Raw genomic sequence first — 17,766 nt, 5'->3', positions numbered from 1 at the left:
GCCAGACCAGCGGCGCCTACTTCACCGAGATGCTGGCCTCCCTGGCCAGCGACTTCCACATCGGTATCTCGGTCTTCACCACCTGATCCAGCTCGGCCGGCGTGCCGCCCACGGCCACCGCGCCCTGGGCGATGAACGCCTCCTGCACCGCCTTGTCGCGCGCGGCGGCCGCCACCGCGGACTGCACCTTGGCCACCACGGCGGGCGGCGTGCCCGCCGGGGCGAACATGGCGTACCAGGAATCCACGTTGAACCCCGGCACCGTCTCCGCCACGGAGGGCACGTCCGGCAGCACCGGCGTACGCTTGGCGGTCGAGACGGCCAGGGCCTTCAGCCGTCCTTCCTTGATGTGCCCGGTGACGGACGGCAACGACACCCACAGCAACGGAATCTGTCCGCCCACCACGTCCACGGTAGCGGGGCCGCCGCCGCGATACGGCACGTGCATCAGCGGCAGGCCCGTCTTCAGGCGCAGCAGTTCGCCCGCGATGTGGCTGGGCGATCCCGTTCCGGCGGAGCCGTACGGCACCTCTTTCTGCGTCTTGATGTATTCGATGGCCTGCGGCAGCGTGCTGGCCGGAAACGAGGGATGGGCCACCAGCACCTGCGGCGCGGACGCCACCATCGACACCGAGGCGAAATCCTTCTGGGTATCGAACGGCAGGCTGTCGTAGATGGCGGGGTTGATCGTATGCGACGACAGCGTGATCAGCAGCGTATAGCCATCGGGCGCGGCGGAGGCCACATAGCGCGTGCCGATGGTGCCGCCCGCCCCACCCTTGTTCTCGATCACGATGGGCTGGCCCAGGGCGCGGCGCAGGGGCTCCTGCAGGATGCGCGCCGCCACGTCGACGCTGCCTCCGGCGGGATAGGACACGATCAGGCTGATGGGTTTGTTCGGATAGCTCGCACCGCTGTCCGCGGCCCGCGCGGGGAGGGCGCACCAGGCGCTGCTGGCTGCCACGATGAGCATGGGAACGACATAACGAACCGCGCGTTTCGGGAATATGGCTGGCATCTGCCGGCTCCTGTTGTCATGGGGCTGTTGGCAGCCCGGTCTCTTCAACCCGCCCGGTTCCTCATCTCGACCACCCTTGCCTGGTCCGGGCAAACGCAAAAAGTTAGCACTGCTCCTTTCCGATCTATAGGAACTATTTCCCATATATTAAGAACTTGAATTCATACTCCGCGCAGCGGCAAGGCGCAAGGCTTTGCGTTTGTTTGCATATCGTTGGATGGCGTGCCGTTTACGACACGATTCCATGCAAAATCCACGCATCCGGCGTCATACACTCCAGCTACGCTGACTGTTCCGCCTTGCAAGGATTTCCCGCCATGCGTCTGGCCCCCGCCATCTGCGCTGCCGCACTCGCCACCGCCCTGTCCCTGGGCGTCGCCCTGCCCGCCCACGCATGGGGCGAGGAAGGCCATTCCATCATTGCCGAGATCGCCAGCCGCCGTCTGTCGGCCGAGGCGTACAAGGGCGTCGAGGCGCTGCTGGGCAAGGGCGCCTCGCTGGCGTCGGTGGGCAGTTGGGCCGACGACGAACGCGTGCGCGATCCGCGCACCACGCGCTGGCATTTCGTCGACATCCCGCTGGCCAAGGAAGACTATCAACCGGCGCGCGACTGCGTGGCCGATCCCGACAAGGGCGACTGCATCGTGGCCGAGATCCAGCGCGAGCAGGCCGTGGTGGCCTGCCCCTCGCGCCCGGCGTCCAACCGCAAGCGTGCGCTGATGTTCCTCACGCACTTCGTGGCCGACATCCACCAGCCCCTGCATACGGTCAAGGAAAACAACGGCGGCAACGGCATCAAGGTCACCATCGCGATGCGCAACGGCGCCAACGGCACGGCCTCCGAAGACACCAACCTGCATGCCGCCTGGGACGCCGCGCTGATCCGCAAAACCGTCTGGGCCTGGGGCAGCTACGTGGACGTGCTGGAATCGAACTGGCTGCCCAAGGCGGACGCCAACCTGGCGGGCGGCACGCCCGCCGATTGGGCGCTGGACAGCCACCGCGCCGCCGTGAAGATCTTCGACATGCAGCCGCGCAACGACGTGCTGGACGATGCGTATCTGGCCAAGGCCCGGCCCATCCTGGATCGGCAACTGGCGGTGGGCGGCATGCGGCTGGCGCACCTGTTGAACCAGGCGTTCGCGGCGAAGCGCTGCAAGTAGCAGCGCGGCGACGCAGCGCGGACGCCTGACGTTATTCCAGCTCGCGCGACTGCACACGCGTGAACACGCCCTCGCCCTCTTCCACGAACGCCTTCATCAGGTGATACGCGATGGCGAACGGCTTGGGGGATGACAGGCCCTCGGGATGCGTGCCCGCAACCATCTCGGCGGCCTCCGCGCGCGTGAACCAGCGCGCGTCCTCCAGCTCGTTATAGTCGATGACCACTTCGCTACTGACCGCGCGCGCGAAGCAGCCGATCATCAACGAAGACGGAAACGGCCAGGGCTGCGCCGCGAAATACCGCACCTCGGCACAGGCGATTCCGGCCTCTTCCATCACCTCGCGCCGCACGGCGTCTTCGATGGTTTCGCCGGGCTCGAGAAAGCCCGCCAACGCCGAATACATGCCGGGCGCGAAGCGCTGTTGGCGGCCCAGCACGCATCGGTCGCCGTCGATGGCCAGCATGATCACCACGGGATCGACGCGCGGGAAATGCTGTGCGCCACAGGCATCGCAATCGCGCCGCCAGCCTGCTGCCGAGATACGGCTGGGCGCGCCGCAATTGGCGCAGAAGCCATGCCTGTCGTGCCAATGCAGGATGGCCTTGGCGCCGCCCAGCTCGCCCAGCACCGACGGCACGAACAGGCCGCGCGAGGCAATGCTGCGCAGGTCCATCAGGACCGTGCCGGGACGCCGGGAAATACGGTCGGAATCGGCAGCGGGATACGCCAGCGCGAAGAGCGCGGCGCCTTGCTCGTCCTGGCCCATGAAGACTTCACGCAAGGGCTCGCCCAGGCCAGCCAGTTGACCGACGTCGAACAGGGGGTCGATGCCGTCGTCGCGCGCATCCAGCACCGGCACGTCGCCCGCGAAGACGAAATAGCGGGTGGAGGCCTCGCGCCGGCGGGCGGCCACATAATCGGCATCGTCGCGCCGCCCCGACTGGCGGTCCAAGGGGTTCAGGCCGAAGTCGATCTGGGAGGACGAGTCGATGAAAGGCATGGTGTCAGCGAGGCAGTTGCGGCGCCGACTACGGTAGCACCAAAGGCAGTGGGCGGTCGATGTGGCCACCTGGAAGCAGACAGCGGAGAATGGCTTGGCCTGCCGCTTGCCCGAAGCCCTATCAGCCCCCCGTACGCCTATAGACGGGCTGCCATATGCTTGAAGTATCCGCGGAACCGCGAATCGACAGTCATCCATTTCCCGCCCTCCAGCACACTGCGCGGAATCTGATAATTCAGTGTCAGGTGATAGGAAATTTCGGCGTGGACCGTGCAATACGCGCTGTTCTCCATCCCGTCGCCGCTCATCGGCTGTGGGCAGGCAATGAAGACATCTTCCCGAGCGACGGGGAAAATCAACTGGTCGTAGGATGCACAAGCGGTGCCGCTCCCGCCCAGGCGTCCGGCTGAGGTACACAGAGACGGGTCCCACACCTCCAGCCCGGACAGGCCGCTTTGCGGACGACGCACGTACGATCCGGACCGGGCATTGCGCGCCTCGTATCCTTGCCGCAGCCTGCTCACCGTATTGGCGGCCAGCAGCACCGTATGCCCCGTCAGCCGACGGTCCCGCGCATCCAGGCGCCGGGGGACGTCTGTACGGCTTTCCGTCATCTGCATGGTCAGTTCGAAGCGGCCGGCCGGCGGCATCCTTTTGGCGTTGCCAGGCAGGAACTTGGCGGGTATTTCGAAGGCTGCGATGAACGCGTCGCAGCGACCCACTACGTTCTGCCGGGCAACGGGCTCGTGTGCCTCGAAATCGCAGACCAGCACGTTGGCATCGTTGCGCGAGCATCCCGCCAAAAGAATGAGGGCCGCGCATGCCAGGGCGGCCACGAAAGGCCGTGTCCATGATGCGCCGTTCAAGCGTCGCATCATGGTTGCGTCTCTTCCTCGGGCCGCCTCGCCGGGTTCGGCAAGAGGAAATAAAAGATGAACATCAAACCCGTGAAGATTGCGGGAAAGATGCCATAAACCCAGTAGGGCTGGTCAGCGGCGCGGGCACGGCTGGCCTCAAGCTCCGCGCGGCTGAAGCGAGGCAGCGGCCTGCCATCCGCGCGTATCTCGCCGAGCAGCTTGACCGTGGACAGTCCACTTTGACAGGTCCAATACTCCATCACGACGGGCTTGCCGGCCCAGGGCCGTACCTCTTCGTAGGCGTAGCAGCGGTGCTCCTCTCCCAGATCCGCGTAATGACATGTCGGCAGGAAGAAATCCAGGAAGATGACAGGCCCCCCGCCCTTGCCTCCTGGGGACGATATCTGCAACAGACCCGCAGCCCGCAAGGGAGGCTCTGCGCACTCGACGGGAAACGACACGAAACGTATCGAATAGATCGCGCTACCGAGCAGGCTGAATGCGAAGAACTGAACGACAGGTCTTTTGAAAAACGAACGGATACTGCTTTTTATATTTTTGCGGAGGCCCGGCATTGCTGCTGTCTGCGATCATGGCATGGAGACCTCGAATTATGGCGCGACCGGGTTAACGCATTAATACAGATGAAAACGCCATGATGCTCATGGCAGCATTCTGCGTGACGCCCAGTCAGCGACGGACCAGATTCGTCGAGACCTCAGCCCGTCACGACATGAAAGTCGCGAATCCGCTCACCGGCTCCCGTTCGCTATACAAGGTATTCTCGACCGCATCCGGATCCGCATACCCCAACGCCATCCCGCACACCAGCATCTCCTCTTCGGGAAACCCCAGCTCGCGCGCCACCACCGTGTGATACGGCACGAACGCCGCCTGCGGGCACGTATCCAGCCCATGCGCCCGCGCCGCCAGCATCACCGATTGCAGGAACATGCCGTAGTCCAGCCAGCTACCCTGCTGCATGATGCGGTTGATGGTGAACATCAGCCCCACCGGCGCGTCGAAGAACGCATAGTTGCGCGCATGCTGCGCGTGCATGCCCGCCTTGTTCTCGCGGGTGAGGCCCAACAGGCCGTAAAGATCCCAGCCCACCTTGCGCCGCCGGTCCTGGAACGGCGCGATCCACTGCCTGGGGTAATACAGGTACTCGGCCTGGTACGCGCTCTGGTCGGGATCGTCGTAGGCCTGGCGCAGCGCGGCACCCAGGCGATCGCGCGCCGCGCCGGTGATCACGTAGACCTTCCACGGCTGGGCGTTGTTGCCCGAGGGCGCGCGGCTGGCCAACTCCAGCACGCGTTCGATCAGCGGCTGGGGCACCGGCTCCGGCAGGAAGGCGCGTATCGAACGCCGGGTACGCATGGCCTCTTCCAAGGACAGCGACGGGGAATCGAAACGCGTGGAGGAATCCATTGTCTACCTCTGAAGGTGTTCTGTTCTGCCTCACATGGCAGGATGCCGATGCGGGTTATTCAAGGGGGAAGCCGCGATTGGAACGCGCGCAAAGCCCTCGCGCTCCGGCATCCGCCCTAAAGGCATGCCCTTGCATTCAGCTCCGGCTAAGGCAAAAAAGAATATGCCCCGCGCCCAATCCTGTATACCATCGCGGGCTGGTTACAATTTTCGATCTTCTTGTTGGCTGTACTCAATGACTATGAAGAGCGTCGACCCCGGTTTACCCGTGCCGCTGTACCACCAGCTGTTTCTCAGTTTGCGCGAGGCGATTTTCCGGGGCGATTTCCAACCGGGCAGCATGCTGCCCAGCGAGGCCGAACTGGAAAAGCAGTTTGGAATCTCCCGCATCACCGTGCGCCGCGCCATCGACGAACTGACCTCGCGCGCGCTGGTGCGCCGCGAAAAAGGCCGCGGCACCCGTGTGCTGGAACGCACCCTCCCCCCGTCCGGCATCATCGGCAGCATCGAGGCCATGGTGGACAGCAGCCTGGCCATGGGCATGCAGACCGAAGTGCAGTTGCTGGAATTCGAGTACGTGCCCGCGCCGGAAGCAGCGGCCCGCGCGCTCGACCTGGAACGCGGCGTCCCCGTCCAGCATGCCATCCGGGTACGCAAGCTGGACGCCACGCCATTCTCGTACCTGGAAACCTACGTGCCGGAAACCGTGGGACGGCGCTACGAGCGGCACGACATCACCGCCCAGCCCCTGGTTGCCTTGCTGGAAGAAGCCGGCATCACCATCAGCCGGGCGGTACAGACCATCTCGGCCGAATCGGCCACGCCCGAACTGGGCCGCGCCCTGCACCTGGCGCCCGGCGCGCCGCTGCTGAAGGTAGAACGCACGGTGTACGCGCAGGACGACCTGCCGGTGGAATACATCACCGCCTGGTATCACCCGCAGATGTACAAATACCGCATGGCGCTGGAGCGCCAGAATACCCAGGGCAGCTGGAAGCCGGCGGAATGAGCGCCGCCGGCCTTCGGCGACGTCCGGGTCCTGCGCCGTTTACCTCGGCATCGTTCGCATCAGGCGACTTCCTCGATCGCATCGACGCGGTCGGGATAGAACGCCAGGTGACCGGCAATTTGCGCCACGGCGGAATGCGGCGACTCGTATGACCAGGCCGCGTTCTCGGCGCGCGCCCCACCAGCCGGTACGCTGTAGTAGGCGGCCTCGCCCTTGTACGGACAATAAGACCCGTGCGGGCTGCGCTGCAATTGCGCCATGTCCACGTCCTCGCGCGGGATGTACTGCACGGGTGGATACGCGGCCTCACGCAACGTCAGCGCACGCTGTGTGTTGGCGATGGTGCGGCCGCCCAGCGTGACCACTACGCGGGCCGTGTTGGGCGTGATGCTGATGGGATGATCGGCGCCGGGAATCTTGACGGGTTTGTCGGACATGGCTGGGCTCCTGGGAGTCGGTTGCGGCCGCGCTGCCGGGCGAGGCTGGCGGCGCGTCGTCCGGCCCAGCTTACCGTCGGTCGGCGCCGTCATCGCCGCCAAAGTTGTGAGCGTCGGTGTCCTCGCCCGACGGCTTCCTATAATGGGACGATGCCCTCTTCTCTGCGCTCCGCCTAGGTCGCCCCATGGACCAGTCCGTCAAAGACGCCATCGCCCGCTGGCCCGACGTGCCCGCCGTCCACGGCTGGCTGTCGCTGGACGAACGTGGCCGCTGGCGCCTGCACCCGCAAGGCGATGCCGCCTCGGGCGGGCCGGGCGAGCCCATCACCAACGAACAGATCCTGGCCTTCATGGGCCGCAACTATGCGGTCGACCCGCAAGGACGCTGGTACTTCCAGAACGGTCCGCAACGCGTCTACGTCCGCCTGGATGCCGCGCCGTATATCCTGCGCGTGGCCGGGTCCGGCGCCGGCCTGCTGACGCATACCGGGCAGGACGCGGGCGAGGTCACCGGCTGGTGGTTGGATGACACGGGCAGGCTGTATGCCGTCACCGCCCTCGGCCCCGGCATGATCGAGGACCGCGACCTGGGCACGCTGCTGGCCCGATTGCATACCGATACCGGCGCACCGCTGCTGGACGCGCTGGAAGGCCTGGATCCCGACGGCATGCTGCAGGTATGCCTGCCGGGCCAGGCGGCCTGCACGCCGTTGCGCCAGGCTGCGCGCGCCGACATCCCCACGCGCCTGGCCTTCAACGCCATGCCGACGCCCTGACGGAGATCCGTGAACATGCCGGCGCGACATATCGACATATCCGCAATCCCGCTGCCATGCCTGCGCCCAGCCCGCCGCTGCCGGTAGAATCGCCGTCATGAGCGCCCCACAGCCCCCCAGCTATTTCCCGGCCCCGCGCCGCTCCCACTTCTGCAGCCAATGCGGCTCGCCGGTCAACCGGCGCGTGCCGGACGGCGACAACCGCGAACGCGACATCTGTGATCACTGCGGGGCGATCCACTACCAGAACCCCCGCATGGTGGTCGGCACGGTGCCGACCTGGCAAGGCCGCATCCTGCTGTGCCGGCGCGCCATCGAACCGCGCTACGACACCTGGACCCTGCCCGCGGGCTTCATGGAGCTGGGCGAAAGCACGGCCCAGGGCGCCGAACGCGAAACCCTGGAAGAATCCGGCGCGCGCATCACGCTGGGGCAGCTCTATACGGTGATCGACGTGCCGCAGGTCGAGCAGGTGCACTTCTTTTACCTGGCCGATGCGGTCGGCCCGGAACTGGATCCCGGCCCGGAAAGCCTGGAGGCGCGCTACTTCGACGAGGCCGAGATTCCGTGGGACGAACTGTCGTTCCGCACGGTGGCCACCACGCTGCAGCGCTACCTGGAAGACCGCAAGCGTGGAACCTTCCCCACGCACCACTACGTGCTGGATTCGCGCCGCTGACATCTTGAAGCTGCCCTGGCTAGAACCCGACACGCCGCTGCCGCCTCCGGAGCTGGCGCTGAAAGACCCGCCCGGCCTGCTGGCGGCCGGCGCCGACCTGTCCACGGCCCGGCTGAACGAGGCCTACCGCAACGGCATCTTCCCCTGGTTTTCCGAAGGCGAACCCGTGCTGTGGTGGAGCACCGACCCGCGCATGGTGCTGGCCTGCGACGATTTCGCGCCCTCGCACTCGCTGCGCAAGCGGTTGCGCCGTATCGCCGCCGACGCGCAGCGGCCGTGGCCCTCGGTGCAGGTGCGGGTGGATACGTGCTTTGCCGAAGTGCTGCGGCAATGCGCCGCGCCGCGCGGCGGCCAGGCCGGCACCTGGATCCTCGAACCCATGCAGCAGGTCTACCGGCAATGGCACGCCGAAGGCAGCGCGCACAGCATCGAGACCTGGATCGACGGCGAGCTGGCGGGCGGCCTGTACGGCATCAGCCTGGGCCGAATGTTCTTCGGCGAATCGATGTTCGCGCGGGCCACCGATGCCTCGAAGATCGCGCTGGCCTATCTGGTTCGATTCCTGCGGCGGCACGGCGTGGCCTGGATCGATTGCCAGCAGGAAACCCGCCACCTGGCCAGCCTGGGCGCCCGCCCCGTGGACCGCGCCGACTTCCTGGCCCACGTGCGCCGGGCGGTGGACGCCCCCGGCCTGCCCTGGCGCCCCGGCGTGCTGGACGCCGAAGGACAACTGTTGCCATTGCCCCGCGCGAGCCTGTTGCCCTGACCATGACGAGCCAGATCGGTCATAATGAACCTTACCGTTTCGGAATTGCGAATCCGATCCACGCATCGCCCCGCGCGCCCGTAACCCCGATTCGCAGCCTCCCGCGCGCGACCCCATGAGCCAGCTCAAAGAACTTCCCTTCTCCACGCTGCAGTTCTACTCGACGGCGCCCTATCCGTGCAGCTATCTGCCCGGCAGGCAGGCGCGCTCGCAGGTCGCGGCCCCCGGCCACCTGATCAACGCCGGCACGTATTCCCAACTGGTCGAGCAGGGTTTCCGGCGCAGCGGCCTGTTCACCTACCGTCCCCATTGCGATCACTGCCGGGCCTGCGTGCCGGTGCGCGTGGATACCGCCCGCTTCACGCCCAACCGCAGCCAGCGGCGCGCCTGGCGCTTCCATCAACCGCTGCGCGCCTTCGTGGCCGAGCTGGCCTGGTCGGCCGAGCACTATGCGCTCTACACCCGCTACCAGCAGGGACGCCATCCCGGCGGCGGCATGGACGACGACAGCCGCACGCAATACGCGCAGTTCCTGCTGACCACGCGCGTCAACACCCGGCTGGTCGAGTTCCGCACGCCCGACGGCGCGCTGGCCATGGTGTCCATCATCGACGTGCTGGACGACGGGCTGTCGTCGGTCTACACCTTCTACGACCCCGAGGCGCCGGGCAGCCTGGGCACCTACAGCATCCTGTGGCAGATCGAGCAATGCCGCATGCTCGAACTGCCGTTCCTGTACCTGGGCTACTGGATCCAGGACAGCCGCAAGATGACGTACAAATCCAGCTTCAAGCCCTTGCAGATGCTGGTGGACGGCAACTGGCAGGAACAGGCTGCTTGATCCCCTGGTGTTGCCGCGGGCCAACCATTGGCGACGCGGCCCTTCGGGCATCCGTGGCGGCGCCCACTGCTACGCCGCTGCTATGCATGTCACTGCGTGCGCCGCTACGCATGTCACTGAACTACAATTCCGCCCCATGTCGATCCTGTTCCAAGCCTATCCCCTGGCCCGCGCGGCGCTGTTTGCCATGGACGCGGAAACCGCCCACGAAGTCACGCTGGCCAACCTGCAGCGCGTCTACGACTGCCAGGCCACACGCCGGCTGCTGCATACGCAGCCGCAGGCTCCCATCGAACTGCTGGGCCTGAAACTGGCCAATCCGGTCGGCCTGGCCGCGGGACTGGACAAGAACGGCGCGCACATCGACGCGCTGGGCAACCTGGGCTTCGGATTCATCGAGGTCGGCACGGTCACCCCGCGCGCGCAATCCGGCAATCCCAAGCCGCGCATCTTCCGCCTGCCGCGCTCGCAGGCCCTGATCAACCGCATGGGCTTCAACAACCTGGGCCTGGACGCGTTCATCGCCAATGTGCAGCGCAGCCAATGGCGCCGCGACGGCGGCGTGCTGGGCCTGAACATCGGCAAGAACGCCGACACGCCCATCGAACGCGCGGCCGACGACTACCTCATCGGCCTGGCGGGCGTGTATCCGCATGCCGACTACGTCACGGTCAATATTTCCTCGCCCAACACCAAGAACCTGCGCGCGCTGCAGGGCGGCGACGAGCTGATCTCGCTGCTGTCGCGCCTGCGCGACAAGCGCCGCGAACTGGCCGACCAGCATGGCCGCCAGGTGCCGATGCTGGTGAAGATCGCCCCCGACCTGGAACAGGATCAGATCGACGCCATCGCCGATGCCCTGCCCGCGCTGGGCGTGGACGGCGTCATCGCCACCAACACCACGCTGTCGCGCACGGCGGTGCAGGGCCAGCCGCATGCCGACCAGGCCGGCGGCCTGTCCGGTCCTCCGGTGCACGAACTGTCGCTGAAGGTCATCGAACGGCTGCGCGCACGCGCCGGCCGCTCGCTGGCCATCATCGGCGTGGGCGGCATCGTGTCGGGCAGGCAAGCCCGCGAAAAGATGGCCGCCGGCGCCGACGCCGTGCAGTTGTACACGGGCCTGATCTACCGCGGCCCGGCCCTGGTCGAGGAATGCGTGCGGGCGCTGGCCGCCGCGCGTTGAAAGCCGCTTCCTCAAGGCCACGTGCGCCACACGCATGCGGCCAGTACCCTCCGCGCATCCACCGCGGCATGACGTAGGCCCGCGACACCCAAAATAATGGGGACGCCGTCAAGCTCGGAAATAAAAAGGGGCCACCCGAAGGTGGCCCTAATTCCAGCTCTGCTCTGTCCTTAAACAGTACTACAGAGTGGGGCTACACGACAGCCCTGTTACGCAGCAGCGCGACGGGTGGCGGTACGCGTAGCCTTGCCGGCGGCTTCAGCGGCATCGGTTGCGGCCTTGAACGTGGCGTTCGCGGCGGCATTCATGTTGGATTCGGCGACTTCGGCGGCCTGCTTGGCAGCCTTGGTCAGCGAGTCGTAGGCGCTGTTGGCGGTGGCCAGCGAGGACTTCAGCATGGCGACGGCGCTTTCCGAACCGGCCGGAGCGTTCTTGGACAGTTGCTCGACGGCTTCGGCCACTTGCTGCTGGCCTTCGGCGATCTGCTCTTCAGCCAGCTTGGCCAGTTCGGTCTGCACACCGGCGACGATGTCGTACACGTGCTTGCCATAGGCCAGGGCCTTTTCGGCGCCCGGCTGGACCAGGCTGGTGCCGAAAGCGGCGACTTCCTGCGGGTCGGTCAGGCCAGCGGCTTGCTGCGACTTCTGAGCGACTTCGTCGATCGTTGCCTTGACGACCTTCATGTTCAGGTCGACCAGCTTTTCGAAACCGCTGAACATGGCCGTTTGCGCGGCGATCAGGGTGTTGATGGAAGCCTTCTGGCGGGCCAGCACTTGTTGCGGAATGGCGTTGTTCATGGGGTATCTCCTGGTCTACGGCCGATTACACGGCACATTAAATAAGGGTCTGCGACGAAACTTTGTTGGAACGTGCGCGGACTGGTACCTTGAAACTCCCGCCGGCGCGTTTGCTGCACTGCACAAAGCGTATTCTAGACTTCGTATATTGCAAGTCAAGTAGTTTTTGTGCAGCGCAACACTTATTTGCACTTTGCCGACGCGGATGCGGCCATCACGCGGACGCCAGGCCCAGGCGATGTATTCCCACGACAGCGCTCAACGACCTTCTTCCGGAGATTTGCCCGGGGAATCGTCCAAATCCCCCCTGCGGCATGCCCGCCTGCTTGCGCCCCCACAAAAATGGGGGAAATACCGGGGTGACGATGTGTCGATTGTTTTCTAGACTTGCTGCACGCTGATTGCAATATTTGTGGCGGCACACGCCGGCCACGCAGAAACCACAATTTCAGCCTACCCCTGGAGACTTCATGACCCGCTATACCCGCAAGCTGTCGGCCGCGCTGGCCGTCGGCGCCTTGTTCGCCGCTGGCGCCGCTCATGCCGAGTATCCCGATCACGTCGTGAACATGGTCGTCCCGTTCGCCGCGGGCGGCCCGACCGACAACGTGGCCCGTTCCCTGGCCGAAGCCATGCGCCCCACGCTGGGCCAGACCATCGTGGTCGAAAACAAGGGTGGCGCCGGCGGCACCATCGGCACCACGCAGGTGGCGCGCGCCAAGCCCGACGGCTATCAGATCCTGCTGATGCACATCGGCTTCTCGACCGCCCCGTCGCTGTACAAGAACCCCGGCTACGATCCGTTCGAAGGCTTCGAGCCCATCGGCCTGGTGGTCGACGTGCCGATGACCGTCATCGCGCGCTCCGACTTCCCGCCCAACAACGTCAAGGAACTGGCCGAGTACGTCAAGAAGAACGTCGACAAGGTCTCGCTGGCCAACGCAGGCATCGGCGCCGCCAGCCATCTTTGCGGCACCATGCTGTCCAGTGCGCTGGGCGTGAACCTGCTGACGGTTCCGTACAAGGGCACCGCGCCCGCCATGAACGACCTGCTGGGCAAGCAGGTCGACCTGATGTGCGACCAGACCACCAACACCACCCAGCAGATCCAGGCCAAGTCGGTGAAGGCCTACGCGGTCACCAGCCTGCAGCGCGTGCCCACGCTGAAAGACCTGCCCACCATGGACGAGTCCGGCTACAAGGGCTTCCAGGTCGGTATCTGGCACGGTATGTGGGTGCCGAAGAACACGCCCAAGCCCGTGGTCGACAAGCTGGTGAAGTCGCTGCAGGCCGGCCTGGCCGACCCGAAGTTCCAGGAGCGCATGCAGCAGTTGGGCGCCACGGTGCTGACCAAGGACGCCAACCCCCAGGCGCTGCAGGACAAGGTCAAGCAACAGGTTCCGCAATGGGCCGAGCTGTTCAAGAAGGTCGGTCTCGAGAAGCAATAAGGTTCGCGGGCATACCAAGACCGGGAACCGGCATGGCCGTGCTTCCCGGCACCGGATAACAACGATGGTTGCAACGCTCGTCCCCGCCGGCCCTGGCCGCGCGGGGATTTTTTCTTGCAGGCGCCATCAGCCCTGACGGATCGCGCCGCCCCTGGCGTGATGCGCCACCCACTTCGCCAGCCAGGGTCCCAGCAGCATCACCATGACGAAGCGTGCGGTCTGCAGGGCCATGACGAACGGCAGGTCCACCGGGCTGGACGCCGCGATGATGGCCACCGAATCGGCCCCGCCGGGGCTGGTGGCCAGATAGGCTGTCAGGGGGTCTACGCCGCCGAACTCGGTCAGCAGCACGGCCAGCAGGCCGCACAGCGCCATCAGCGCCAGCACCGACAGCAGCACGCGCGGCAAGGCGCGCAGCGCGTGCATCAGCACCGCGCGGTCGAAACGCAGGCCGATGTTCCAGCCGATGGCCGCATAGCACAGCACCATCAGCCAGGGCGGCAGCGTGATGTGCAGGTAGCCGGTGTTCTGCAGCGCCACCGCCAGGAACATGGGCAGCAGCAGCGAGCCTGCGGGCAGGCGCACGACGCGGGCCAGCCACGCGCCGCCCACGGCCACCGCCACCGTGGCCACGAACGGACCGGCCGGCAAGGCGGGAAACCAGTCGATGGCCACGGGACGCGCCCCGGCGGGCAGCCCCCAGATGCGCGAGACGGCGGCCGCGACCAATACCACCAGCACCACGCGCAGATACTGCATGAACGCCACCAGGCGCACGTCGGCATCGTAGGATTCGGCCATCAGCACCATGGCATTGGCGGCGCCGGGCGACAGGCCCCACACCGCCGTGCTGCCCGGCAGCACGCCACGCCGCGCCAGGGTCCAGCCCAGTGCGCCGCTGGCCATGATGACGCATACCACCGCCGCCAGGCAGATGGCCCAGTCCGCGACCAGCGCGGACAGAATGTCCGGCTGCATGCTGCGCGCGATCAGGCAGCCGATCAGGCCCTGCGACGCCACGAACGACCAGCGCGGCGTCTGCACCCTGACGCCGTTGACGGCGGCCACGATGGCGCCTCCGATGGCGCCCAGCAGCACCGCCGCCGGCAGGCCGATGGCCTCGAAGACCAGGATGAAGGGAAGCGAGATGCCCAGCAGCGCGGCCCACCGCACGGGCCGGCTCAGGCGGGCCAATGACCGTGGCTCAGGCATGCCGGGTGGTGGCGGACGCTCCCGCGGCAAGCACGGCCGACACCCCCGTATCGTCGGGATGGGACGTGGGCTCGAAGCCCAGCGCCTCTGAAATGCCCGCGGCCGCGTCGACCAGCAGGCGTATCCATTCGTCCTGCAGGCGTTCGGCGGGCGCGGAGATCGACAGGCCCGCCACCAGCTTGCCGGTGTCGTCGAAGATGCCGGCGGCGATGCAGCGCACGCCCAGCTCCAGCTCTTCGTTGTCGCGCGCGTAGCCGTGGCGGCGCACCTGCGCCAGCTCGCGCTCCAGGCGGTCGATCTCGGTCAGGCTGTTGCGCGTGTGGCCGGCCAGGCCGGTGCGCAGCGCATAGGCGCGCACACCCCGCGCGTCGGCCGTGGACAGGAACAGCTTGCCCGTGGACGTGAGATGCAACGGCGCCCGGCCGCCGATGGCGCGCACCACCTGCATGCCCGAGCGCTCGCTCCAGGCGCGGTCGATGTAGACGATCTCGTCGCCCTGCTGCACCGACAGGTTGATGGTCTGTCCGGTTTGCCGGTGCAGGTTGCGCATGACCGACAGCGCGGCCTCGCGCACGTTCAGCCGCCCCTTGACCAGCGAGCCCAGCTCCAGCAAGCGCATGCCCAACTGGTACAGGCCGTTGTCGACCCGCTCGACATAGCGGCCCACGACCAGGTCGTTCAGGATGCGGTGTGCGGTGGAGGCATGCAGGCCAGTGGTGGCCGAGAGTTCTTTCAGCGTGACGGGTTCGGGCTGCGCCGCCAGGGCGTCCAGCAGCCGCATGGCCCGGTCGATGACCTGGATGGCAGGCTCCTGCCGGCCGCCGGATTTGGCGTCCGGATGCTCAGACTGCGCAGGCTCGGAGAACAGGCGGGACATGATGGGTGTCCAGGAGTGCGCCGGGGAACATCGACAGCGATGCGGCAGCGCAGCAAAATTTGACTTATCGTATTGTGAAATTATGGCTGCGTTTTGGCAACCCTTTTTCACCGGCGCCAGGCGCTAGACCGGAACCGTCAGGCTGCCGCCCAGGCGCTGCACTTCCGCCCGGAAGAACGCCAATGCCTCGGCCGCGGCATCCGGATCGCCCTTCACCCCGAGTTCCAGATGCGCTGGCCCGCCCTTGTCCCCCATATACGGCAGGCTGAAGGCGCGCACTCCCGGCCAACGCTGCTCGATCGCCTCCATCGAGGGCGTGATGCGCGATTCGGGCATCTGGTAGGCCAGGAACGAATGCTCGGCCAGCACCACGGCGTGATGCAGGCCGCGATAGCGCGTATCCAGCGTCCACTCCAGCATCGGCCACGCCATCACCGGAAAGCCCGGCACGAAAGTGTGGTCCTGGATGAAGAAACCGGGAATGCGGTTGTACGGATTGGGCACGACCTCGCAGCCTTGCGGGAACATGCCCATCTGCAGGCGCTGGCGGTTCTCGGGCGCGTCCATGTCGGGCGGCGGCAGGCCCTTCTCCTCGGCCTGCTCGGCGGTGCGCAGCGCGATGGCGCTGGCGGCCTCGGGATGCAGCGCCAGCGGCAGGTCCAGCGCGGCGGCGGCGGCCTGGCGGGTGTGGTCGTCGGGCGTGCCGCCGATCCCGCCGCACGACAGCACCACATCGCCCGAGGCGAACGTGCGGCGCAGCGCGCGGGTCAGGGCCTCGCGGTCGTCCCCCAGGAACTCGGCCCAGGCCAGTTGCAGACCGCGGGCGCCCAGCAGTTCGATGACCTTGGAGAAATGCTTGTCCTGCCGACGACCGGACAGGATTTCGTCGCCGACGATGATCAGGCCGATGCGGCGAGCGGGTTGAACTGACATGATGGATGCGGTTCCGTGATTATTCTGGACGGACGGTGGCCTGGACCTCGATGACGCGCTCGCCACGCAGCCGCGCGAGCGCATCCAGCCCGAAGTGGGCATAGACCAGGCTGGAATAGACCGGCAGGATGACCCAGGCCGGCGGCAGCAGGTTGATCAGCGAGCAGATGAGCCCGATCAACCAGAACGAGCCGTTGTAGCGCTTGAGCAGCAGGCGGCGCTCTTCGGGGCTGGCGTGTTCGGCGATGGCGTCCACCCGCATCATGTGCGAGAACGCATAGGCCCACCAGAAGATCGACAGCACCAGCGCCATGGGCGGCACCAGCCACAGCGGCAGGGTCAGCAGCCAGCCCGCCGCGAAGATGACGCTGACCGAGATGGCGTTCCAGACACTGACGGCGGTGGCGTTGCGGCCCTGCAGCGTTACGCCCGCATACTCGCGCTGCCCCACGTGGCGCAGCACCAGCGGCATGACGAAGATGGCGGCGATGGTCAGCCCCAGGATGCCCGACACCGGCAACAGCACGGCCGCGGCGATCACGGGAATCAGGTACAGCTTGAGCGAGAACAGCCCGATGCCCACCAGCCAGGCATCGACATCGTTGACGACCTGCCACTGGCTGGCCTGCACACTGAGCCAATCGGTCAGCGGCGACCAGAACAGCCACAGCAGCAGGATGGCGCCCAACAGCGCGATGACGAAGGGCATGAGCACCGCGAACAGCATGTTCGGGTGGCATTGGGAGACGGCGGCGCGGCGGAAGGCGCGCGCCACGCTGGCGGCTCCGGCCACGGCCGCGCCGGGAGTGATGTCGGTAGGGGGAGCGGTCATGGGGCGGGGCGGGAAGTCTGCATGCCGGGTATCATAGTCTCAAACACGTTGCCCTTTGCCCCCCATGCCCCTGCTCGTACCCGGAACCGACGACGCCGCCCTGCGCGCCGCGCTGACCCGCCCAGACACCTGGCTGGTGGCCTGTTTCTGCGCGGCCTGGTGCGACACCTGCAACCAGTACCGTCCCAAGCTCGACGCCCTGTCCGAGGCCCGGCCGCAGCATGCCTACGCCTGGATCGACATCGAGGAACAGCCCGACCTGTTGGGCGACGTCGACGTCGAGAACTTCCCCACGCTGTTCGTGCAGGCCGGCGGCCGGGTGCTGTTCTACGGTCCGATGCTGCCGCACATCGGCCACCTGGAACGCCTTTTGGACACGCTGGACGGCAACAGCCCGGCGGTGGCTGCCGAGCTGCCGGACATCAAGGCCATGCTGGCTGGCGCCACGGCCTGACGACGGCTCCGGCATGGCAAAAAGCCCTTCAGTGTGAAGGGCTTTTCGTT

Annotated in this window: 20 protein-coding genes; 9 read left to right on the top strand and 11 right to left on the bottom strand. The window is 66.5% G+C overall.

Annotation, left to right across the window (positions count from 1 at the left end; all coding sequences use genetic code 11):
* Window positions 1-16: 16 nt before the first annotated feature.
* Window positions 17-1,018, bottom strand: a complete 1,002-nt coding sequence (locus tag A7W11_RS12505; RefSeq protein WP_066412614.1) for a tripartite tricarboxylate transporter substrate binding protein — start codon at window positions 1,016-1,018, stop codon at window positions 17-19.
* 317 nt (window positions 1,019-1,335) lie between these two features.
* Here A7W11_RS12505 and A7W11_RS12500 point away from each other — a divergent pair, with 317 nt between their 5' ends.
* Entirely contained in the window at window positions 1,336-2,181 is an 846-nt protein-coding gene (locus A7W11_RS12500; protein ID WP_066412612.1) for a S1/P1 nuclease, read from the top strand.
* Between the two features lie 31 nt (window positions 2,182-2,212).
* On the opposite strand, the gene nudC is transcribed toward A7W11_RS12500, so the two are convergent.
* The 4 genes from nudC to A7W11_RS12480 all read right to left on the bottom strand — a co-directional run bounded on the left by nudC (window position 2,213) and on the right by A7W11_RS12480 (window position 5,472).
* Complete coding sequence (gene nudC, locus A7W11_RS12495) at window positions 2,213-3,184, bottom strand: NAD(+) diphosphatase (protein WP_066412603.1); 972 nt, start codon at window positions 3,182-3,184, stop codon at window positions 2,213-2,215.
* Window positions 3,185-3,321: 137 nt separating this feature from the next.
* Window positions 3,322-4,062, bottom strand: coding sequence for a hypothetical protein (locus A7W11_RS12490; RefSeq protein WP_066412601.1), 741 nt, complete (start codon window positions 4,060-4,062; stop codon window positions 3,322-3,324).
* Window positions 4,059-4,616, bottom strand: coding sequence for a hypothetical protein (locus A7W11_RS12485; RefSeq protein ID WP_066412598.1), 558 nt, complete (start codon window positions 4,614-4,616; stop codon window positions 4,059-4,061). The genes A7W11_RS12490 and A7W11_RS12485 overlap by 4 nt, the downstream gene beginning before the upstream one ends.
* Window positions 4,617-4,767: 151 nt before the next feature.
* Complete coding sequence (locus tag A7W11_RS12480; RefSeq protein ID WP_066412595.1) at window positions 4,768-5,472, bottom strand: nitroreductase; 705 nt, start codon at window positions 5,470-5,472, stop codon at window positions 4,768-4,770.
* A 235-nt stretch (window positions 5,473-5,707) separates the two neighbouring features.
* Between A7W11_RS12480 and A7W11_RS12475 the strand changes: the two genes are divergently transcribed.
* On the top strand, window positions 5,708-6,481 hold the full coding sequence (locus A7W11_RS12475) for a GntR family transcriptional regulator (RefSeq protein ID WP_162270270.1): 774 nt from the start codon (window positions 5,708-5,710) through the stop codon (window positions 6,479-6,481).
* A 59-nt stretch (window positions 6,482-6,540) separates the two neighbouring features.
* Here A7W11_RS12475 and A7W11_RS12470 read toward each other — a convergent pair whose 3' ends face one another.
* On the bottom strand, window positions 6,541-6,918 hold the full coding sequence (locus A7W11_RS12470) for a DUF427 domain-containing protein (protein WP_066412583.1): 378 nt from the start codon (window positions 6,916-6,918) through the stop codon (window positions 6,541-6,543).
* Between the two features lie 185 nt (window positions 6,919-7,103).
* Here A7W11_RS12470 and A7W11_RS12465 point away from each other — a divergent pair, with 185 nt between their 5' ends.
* The 5 genes from A7W11_RS12465 (at window position 7,104) to A7W11_RS12445 (ending at window position 11,163) form a co-directional block, all read left to right on the top strand.
* On the top strand, window positions 7,104-7,694 hold the full coding sequence (locus tag A7W11_RS12465) for a DUF2946 family protein (RefSeq protein ID WP_066412580.1): 591 nt from the start codon (window positions 7,104-7,106) through the stop codon (window positions 7,692-7,694).
* A 97-nt stretch (window positions 7,695-7,791) separates the two neighbouring features.
* The gene (locus A7W11_RS12460) at window positions 7,792-8,373 is read left to right on the top strand and encodes an NUDIX hydrolase (protein WP_066412577.1); all 582 of its coding nucleotides are present in this window, start codon (window positions 7,792-7,794) and stop codon (window positions 8,371-8,373) included.
* Window positions 8,374-8,377: 4 nt separating this feature from the next.
* A complete protein-coding gene (gene aat / locus A7W11_RS12455) occupies window positions 8,378-9,139 on the top strand; it encodes a leucyl/phenylalanyl-tRNA--protein transferase (RefSeq protein ID WP_066126946.1) in 762 nt (253 codons plus the stop codon).
* 115 nt (window positions 9,140-9,254) lie between these two features.
* Complete coding sequence (locus tag A7W11_RS12450) at window positions 9,255-9,980, top strand: arginyltransferase (protein ID WP_066412575.1); 726 nt, start codon at window positions 9,255-9,257, stop codon at window positions 9,978-9,980.
* 136 nt (window positions 9,981-10,116) lie between these two features.
* On the top strand, window positions 10,117-11,163 hold the full coding sequence (locus A7W11_RS12445) for a quinone-dependent dihydroorotate dehydrogenase (protein WP_066412572.1): 1,047 nt from the start codon (window positions 10,117-10,119) through the stop codon (window positions 11,161-11,163).
* A 209-nt stretch (window positions 11,164-11,372) separates the two neighbouring features.
* Here the strand turns inward: A7W11_RS12445 and phaP are convergent, their stop codons facing one another.
* On the bottom strand, window positions 11,373-11,960 hold the full coding sequence (gene phaP / locus A7W11_RS12440) for a TIGR01841 family phasin (protein ID WP_066412570.1): 588 nt from the start codon (window positions 11,958-11,960) through the stop codon (window positions 11,373-11,375).
* A 470-nt stretch (window positions 11,961-12,430) separates the two neighbouring features.
* Between phaP and A7W11_RS12435 the strand changes: the two genes are divergently transcribed.
* Entirely contained in the window at window positions 12,431-13,408 is a 978-nt protein-coding gene (locus A7W11_RS12435; protein WP_066412569.1) for a tripartite tricarboxylate transporter substrate-binding protein, read from the top strand.
* 126 nt (window positions 13,409-13,534) lie between these two features.
* Here the strand turns inward: A7W11_RS12435 and A7W11_RS12430 are convergent, their stop codons facing one another.
* The 4 genes from A7W11_RS12430 to A7W11_RS12415 all read right to left on the bottom strand — a co-directional run bounded on the left by A7W11_RS12430 (window position 13,535) and on the right by A7W11_RS12415 (window position 17,262).
* Window positions 13,535-14,620, bottom strand: coding sequence for an AbrB family transcriptional regulator (locus A7W11_RS12430; RefSeq protein WP_066412559.1), 1,086 nt, complete (start codon window positions 14,618-14,620; stop codon window positions 13,535-13,537).
* Window positions 14,613-15,497, bottom strand: coding sequence for an IclR family transcriptional regulator (locus A7W11_RS12425; protein WP_066412557.1), 885 nt, complete (start codon window positions 15,495-15,497; stop codon window positions 14,613-14,615). The genes A7W11_RS12430 and A7W11_RS12425 overlap by 8 nt, the downstream gene beginning before the upstream one ends.
* Before the next feature lie 123 nt (window positions 15,498-15,620).
* A complete protein-coding gene (locus tag A7W11_RS12420; protein ID WP_066412555.1) occupies window positions 15,621-16,430 on the bottom strand; it encodes a competence/damage-inducible protein A in 810 nt (269 codons plus the stop codon).
* A gap of 19 nt (window positions 16,431-16,449) precedes the next feature.
* Window positions 16,450-17,262: an EI24 domain-containing protein gene (locus A7W11_RS12415; RefSeq protein WP_066412553.1), complete on the bottom strand. Its 813-nt coding sequence runs from the start codon at window positions 17,260-17,262 to the stop codon at window positions 16,450-16,452.
* Window positions 17,263-17,326: 64 nt separating this feature from the next.
* Between A7W11_RS12415 and A7W11_RS12410 the strand changes: the two genes are divergently transcribed.
* A complete protein-coding gene (locus tag A7W11_RS12410; RefSeq protein WP_066412552.1) occupies window positions 17,327-17,716 on the top strand; it encodes a thioredoxin family protein in 390 nt (129 codons plus the stop codon).
* Window positions 17,717-17,766: the final 50 nt, after the last annotated feature.

Source organism: Bordetella ansorpii (assembly GCF_900078315.1).
Lineage (GTDB): Bacteria > Pseudomonadota > Gammaproteobacteria > Burkholderiales > Burkholderiaceae_B > Bordetella > Bordetella ansorpii.
The sequence above is the reverse complement of the archived record's forward strand: the minus strand, read 5'-3'. Positions and strand labels throughout refer to the sequence as shown.

Excerpts from the sequence above, each read along its gene's own strand:
- A7W11_RS12505 (WP_066412614.1), bottom strand. The coding sequence starts at position 1,018 with ATGCCAGCCATATTCCCGAAACGCGCGGTTCGTTATGTCGTTCCCATG.
- A7W11_RS12500 (WP_066412612.1), top strand. The coding sequence starts at position 1,336 with ATGCGTCTGGCCCCCGCCATCTGCGCTGCCGCACTCGCCACCGCCCTG.
- nudC (WP_066412603.1), bottom strand. The coding sequence starts at position 3,184 with ATGCCTTTCATCGACTCGTCCTCCCAGATCGACTTCGGCCTGAACCCC.
- A7W11_RS12490 (WP_066412601.1), bottom strand. The coding sequence starts at position 4,062 with ATGATGCGACGCTTGAACGGCGCATCATGGACACGGCCTTTCGTGGCC.
- A7W11_RS12485 (WP_066412598.1), bottom strand. The coding sequence starts at position 4,616 with ATGCCGGGCCTCCGCAAAAATATAAAAAGCAGTATCCGTTCGTTTTTC.
- A7W11_RS12480 (WP_066412595.1), bottom strand. The coding sequence starts at position 5,472 with ATGGATTCCTCCACGCGTTTCGATTCCCCGTCGCTGTCCTTGGAAGAG.
- A7W11_RS12475 (WP_162270270.1), top strand. The coding sequence starts at position 5,708 with ATGACTATGAAGAGCGTCGACCCCGGTTTACCCGTGCCGCTGTACCAC.
- A7W11_RS12470 (WP_066412583.1), bottom strand. The coding sequence starts at position 6,918 with ATGTCCGACAAACCCGTCAAGATTCCCGGCGCCGATCATCCCATCAGC.
- A7W11_RS12465 (WP_066412580.1), top strand. The coding sequence starts at position 7,104 with ATGGACCAGTCCGTCAAAGACGCCATCGCCCGCTGGCCCGACGTGCCC.
- A7W11_RS12460 (WP_066412577.1), top strand. The coding sequence starts at position 7,792 with ATGAGCGCCCCACAGCCCCCCAGCTATTTCCCGGCCCCGCGCCGCTCC.
- A7W11_RS12450 (WP_066412575.1), top strand. The coding sequence starts at position 9,255 with ATGAGCCAGCTCAAAGAACTTCCCTTCTCCACGCTGCAGTTCTACTCG.
- A7W11_RS12445 (WP_066412572.1), top strand. The coding sequence starts at position 10,117 with ATGTCGATCCTGTTCCAAGCCTATCCCCTGGCCCGCGCGGCGCTGTTT.
- phaP (WP_066412570.1), bottom strand. The coding sequence starts at position 11,960 with ATGAACAACGCCATTCCGCAACAAGTGCTGGCCCGCCAGAAGGCTTCC.
- A7W11_RS12435 (WP_066412569.1), top strand. The coding sequence starts at position 12,431 with ATGACCCGCTATACCCGCAAGCTGTCGGCCGCGCTGGCCGTCGGCGCC.
- A7W11_RS12430 (WP_066412559.1), bottom strand. The coding sequence starts at position 14,620 with ATGCCTGAGCCACGGTCATTGGCCCGCCTGAGCCGGCCCGTGCGGTGG.
- A7W11_RS12425 (WP_066412557.1), bottom strand. The coding sequence starts at position 15,497 with ATGTCCCGCCTGTTCTCCGAGCCTGCGCAGTCTGAGCATCCGGACGCC.
- A7W11_RS12420 (WP_066412555.1), bottom strand. The coding sequence starts at position 16,430 with ATGTCAGTTCAACCCGCTCGCCGCATCGGCCTGATCATCGTCGGCGAC.
- A7W11_RS12415 (WP_066412553.1), bottom strand. The coding sequence starts at position 17,262 with ATGACCGCTCCCCCTACCGACATCACTCCCGGCGCGGCCGTGGCCGGA.
- A7W11_RS12410 (WP_066412552.1), top strand. The coding sequence starts at position 17,327 with ATGCCCCTGCTCGTACCCGGAACCGACGACGCCGCCCTGCGCGCCGCG.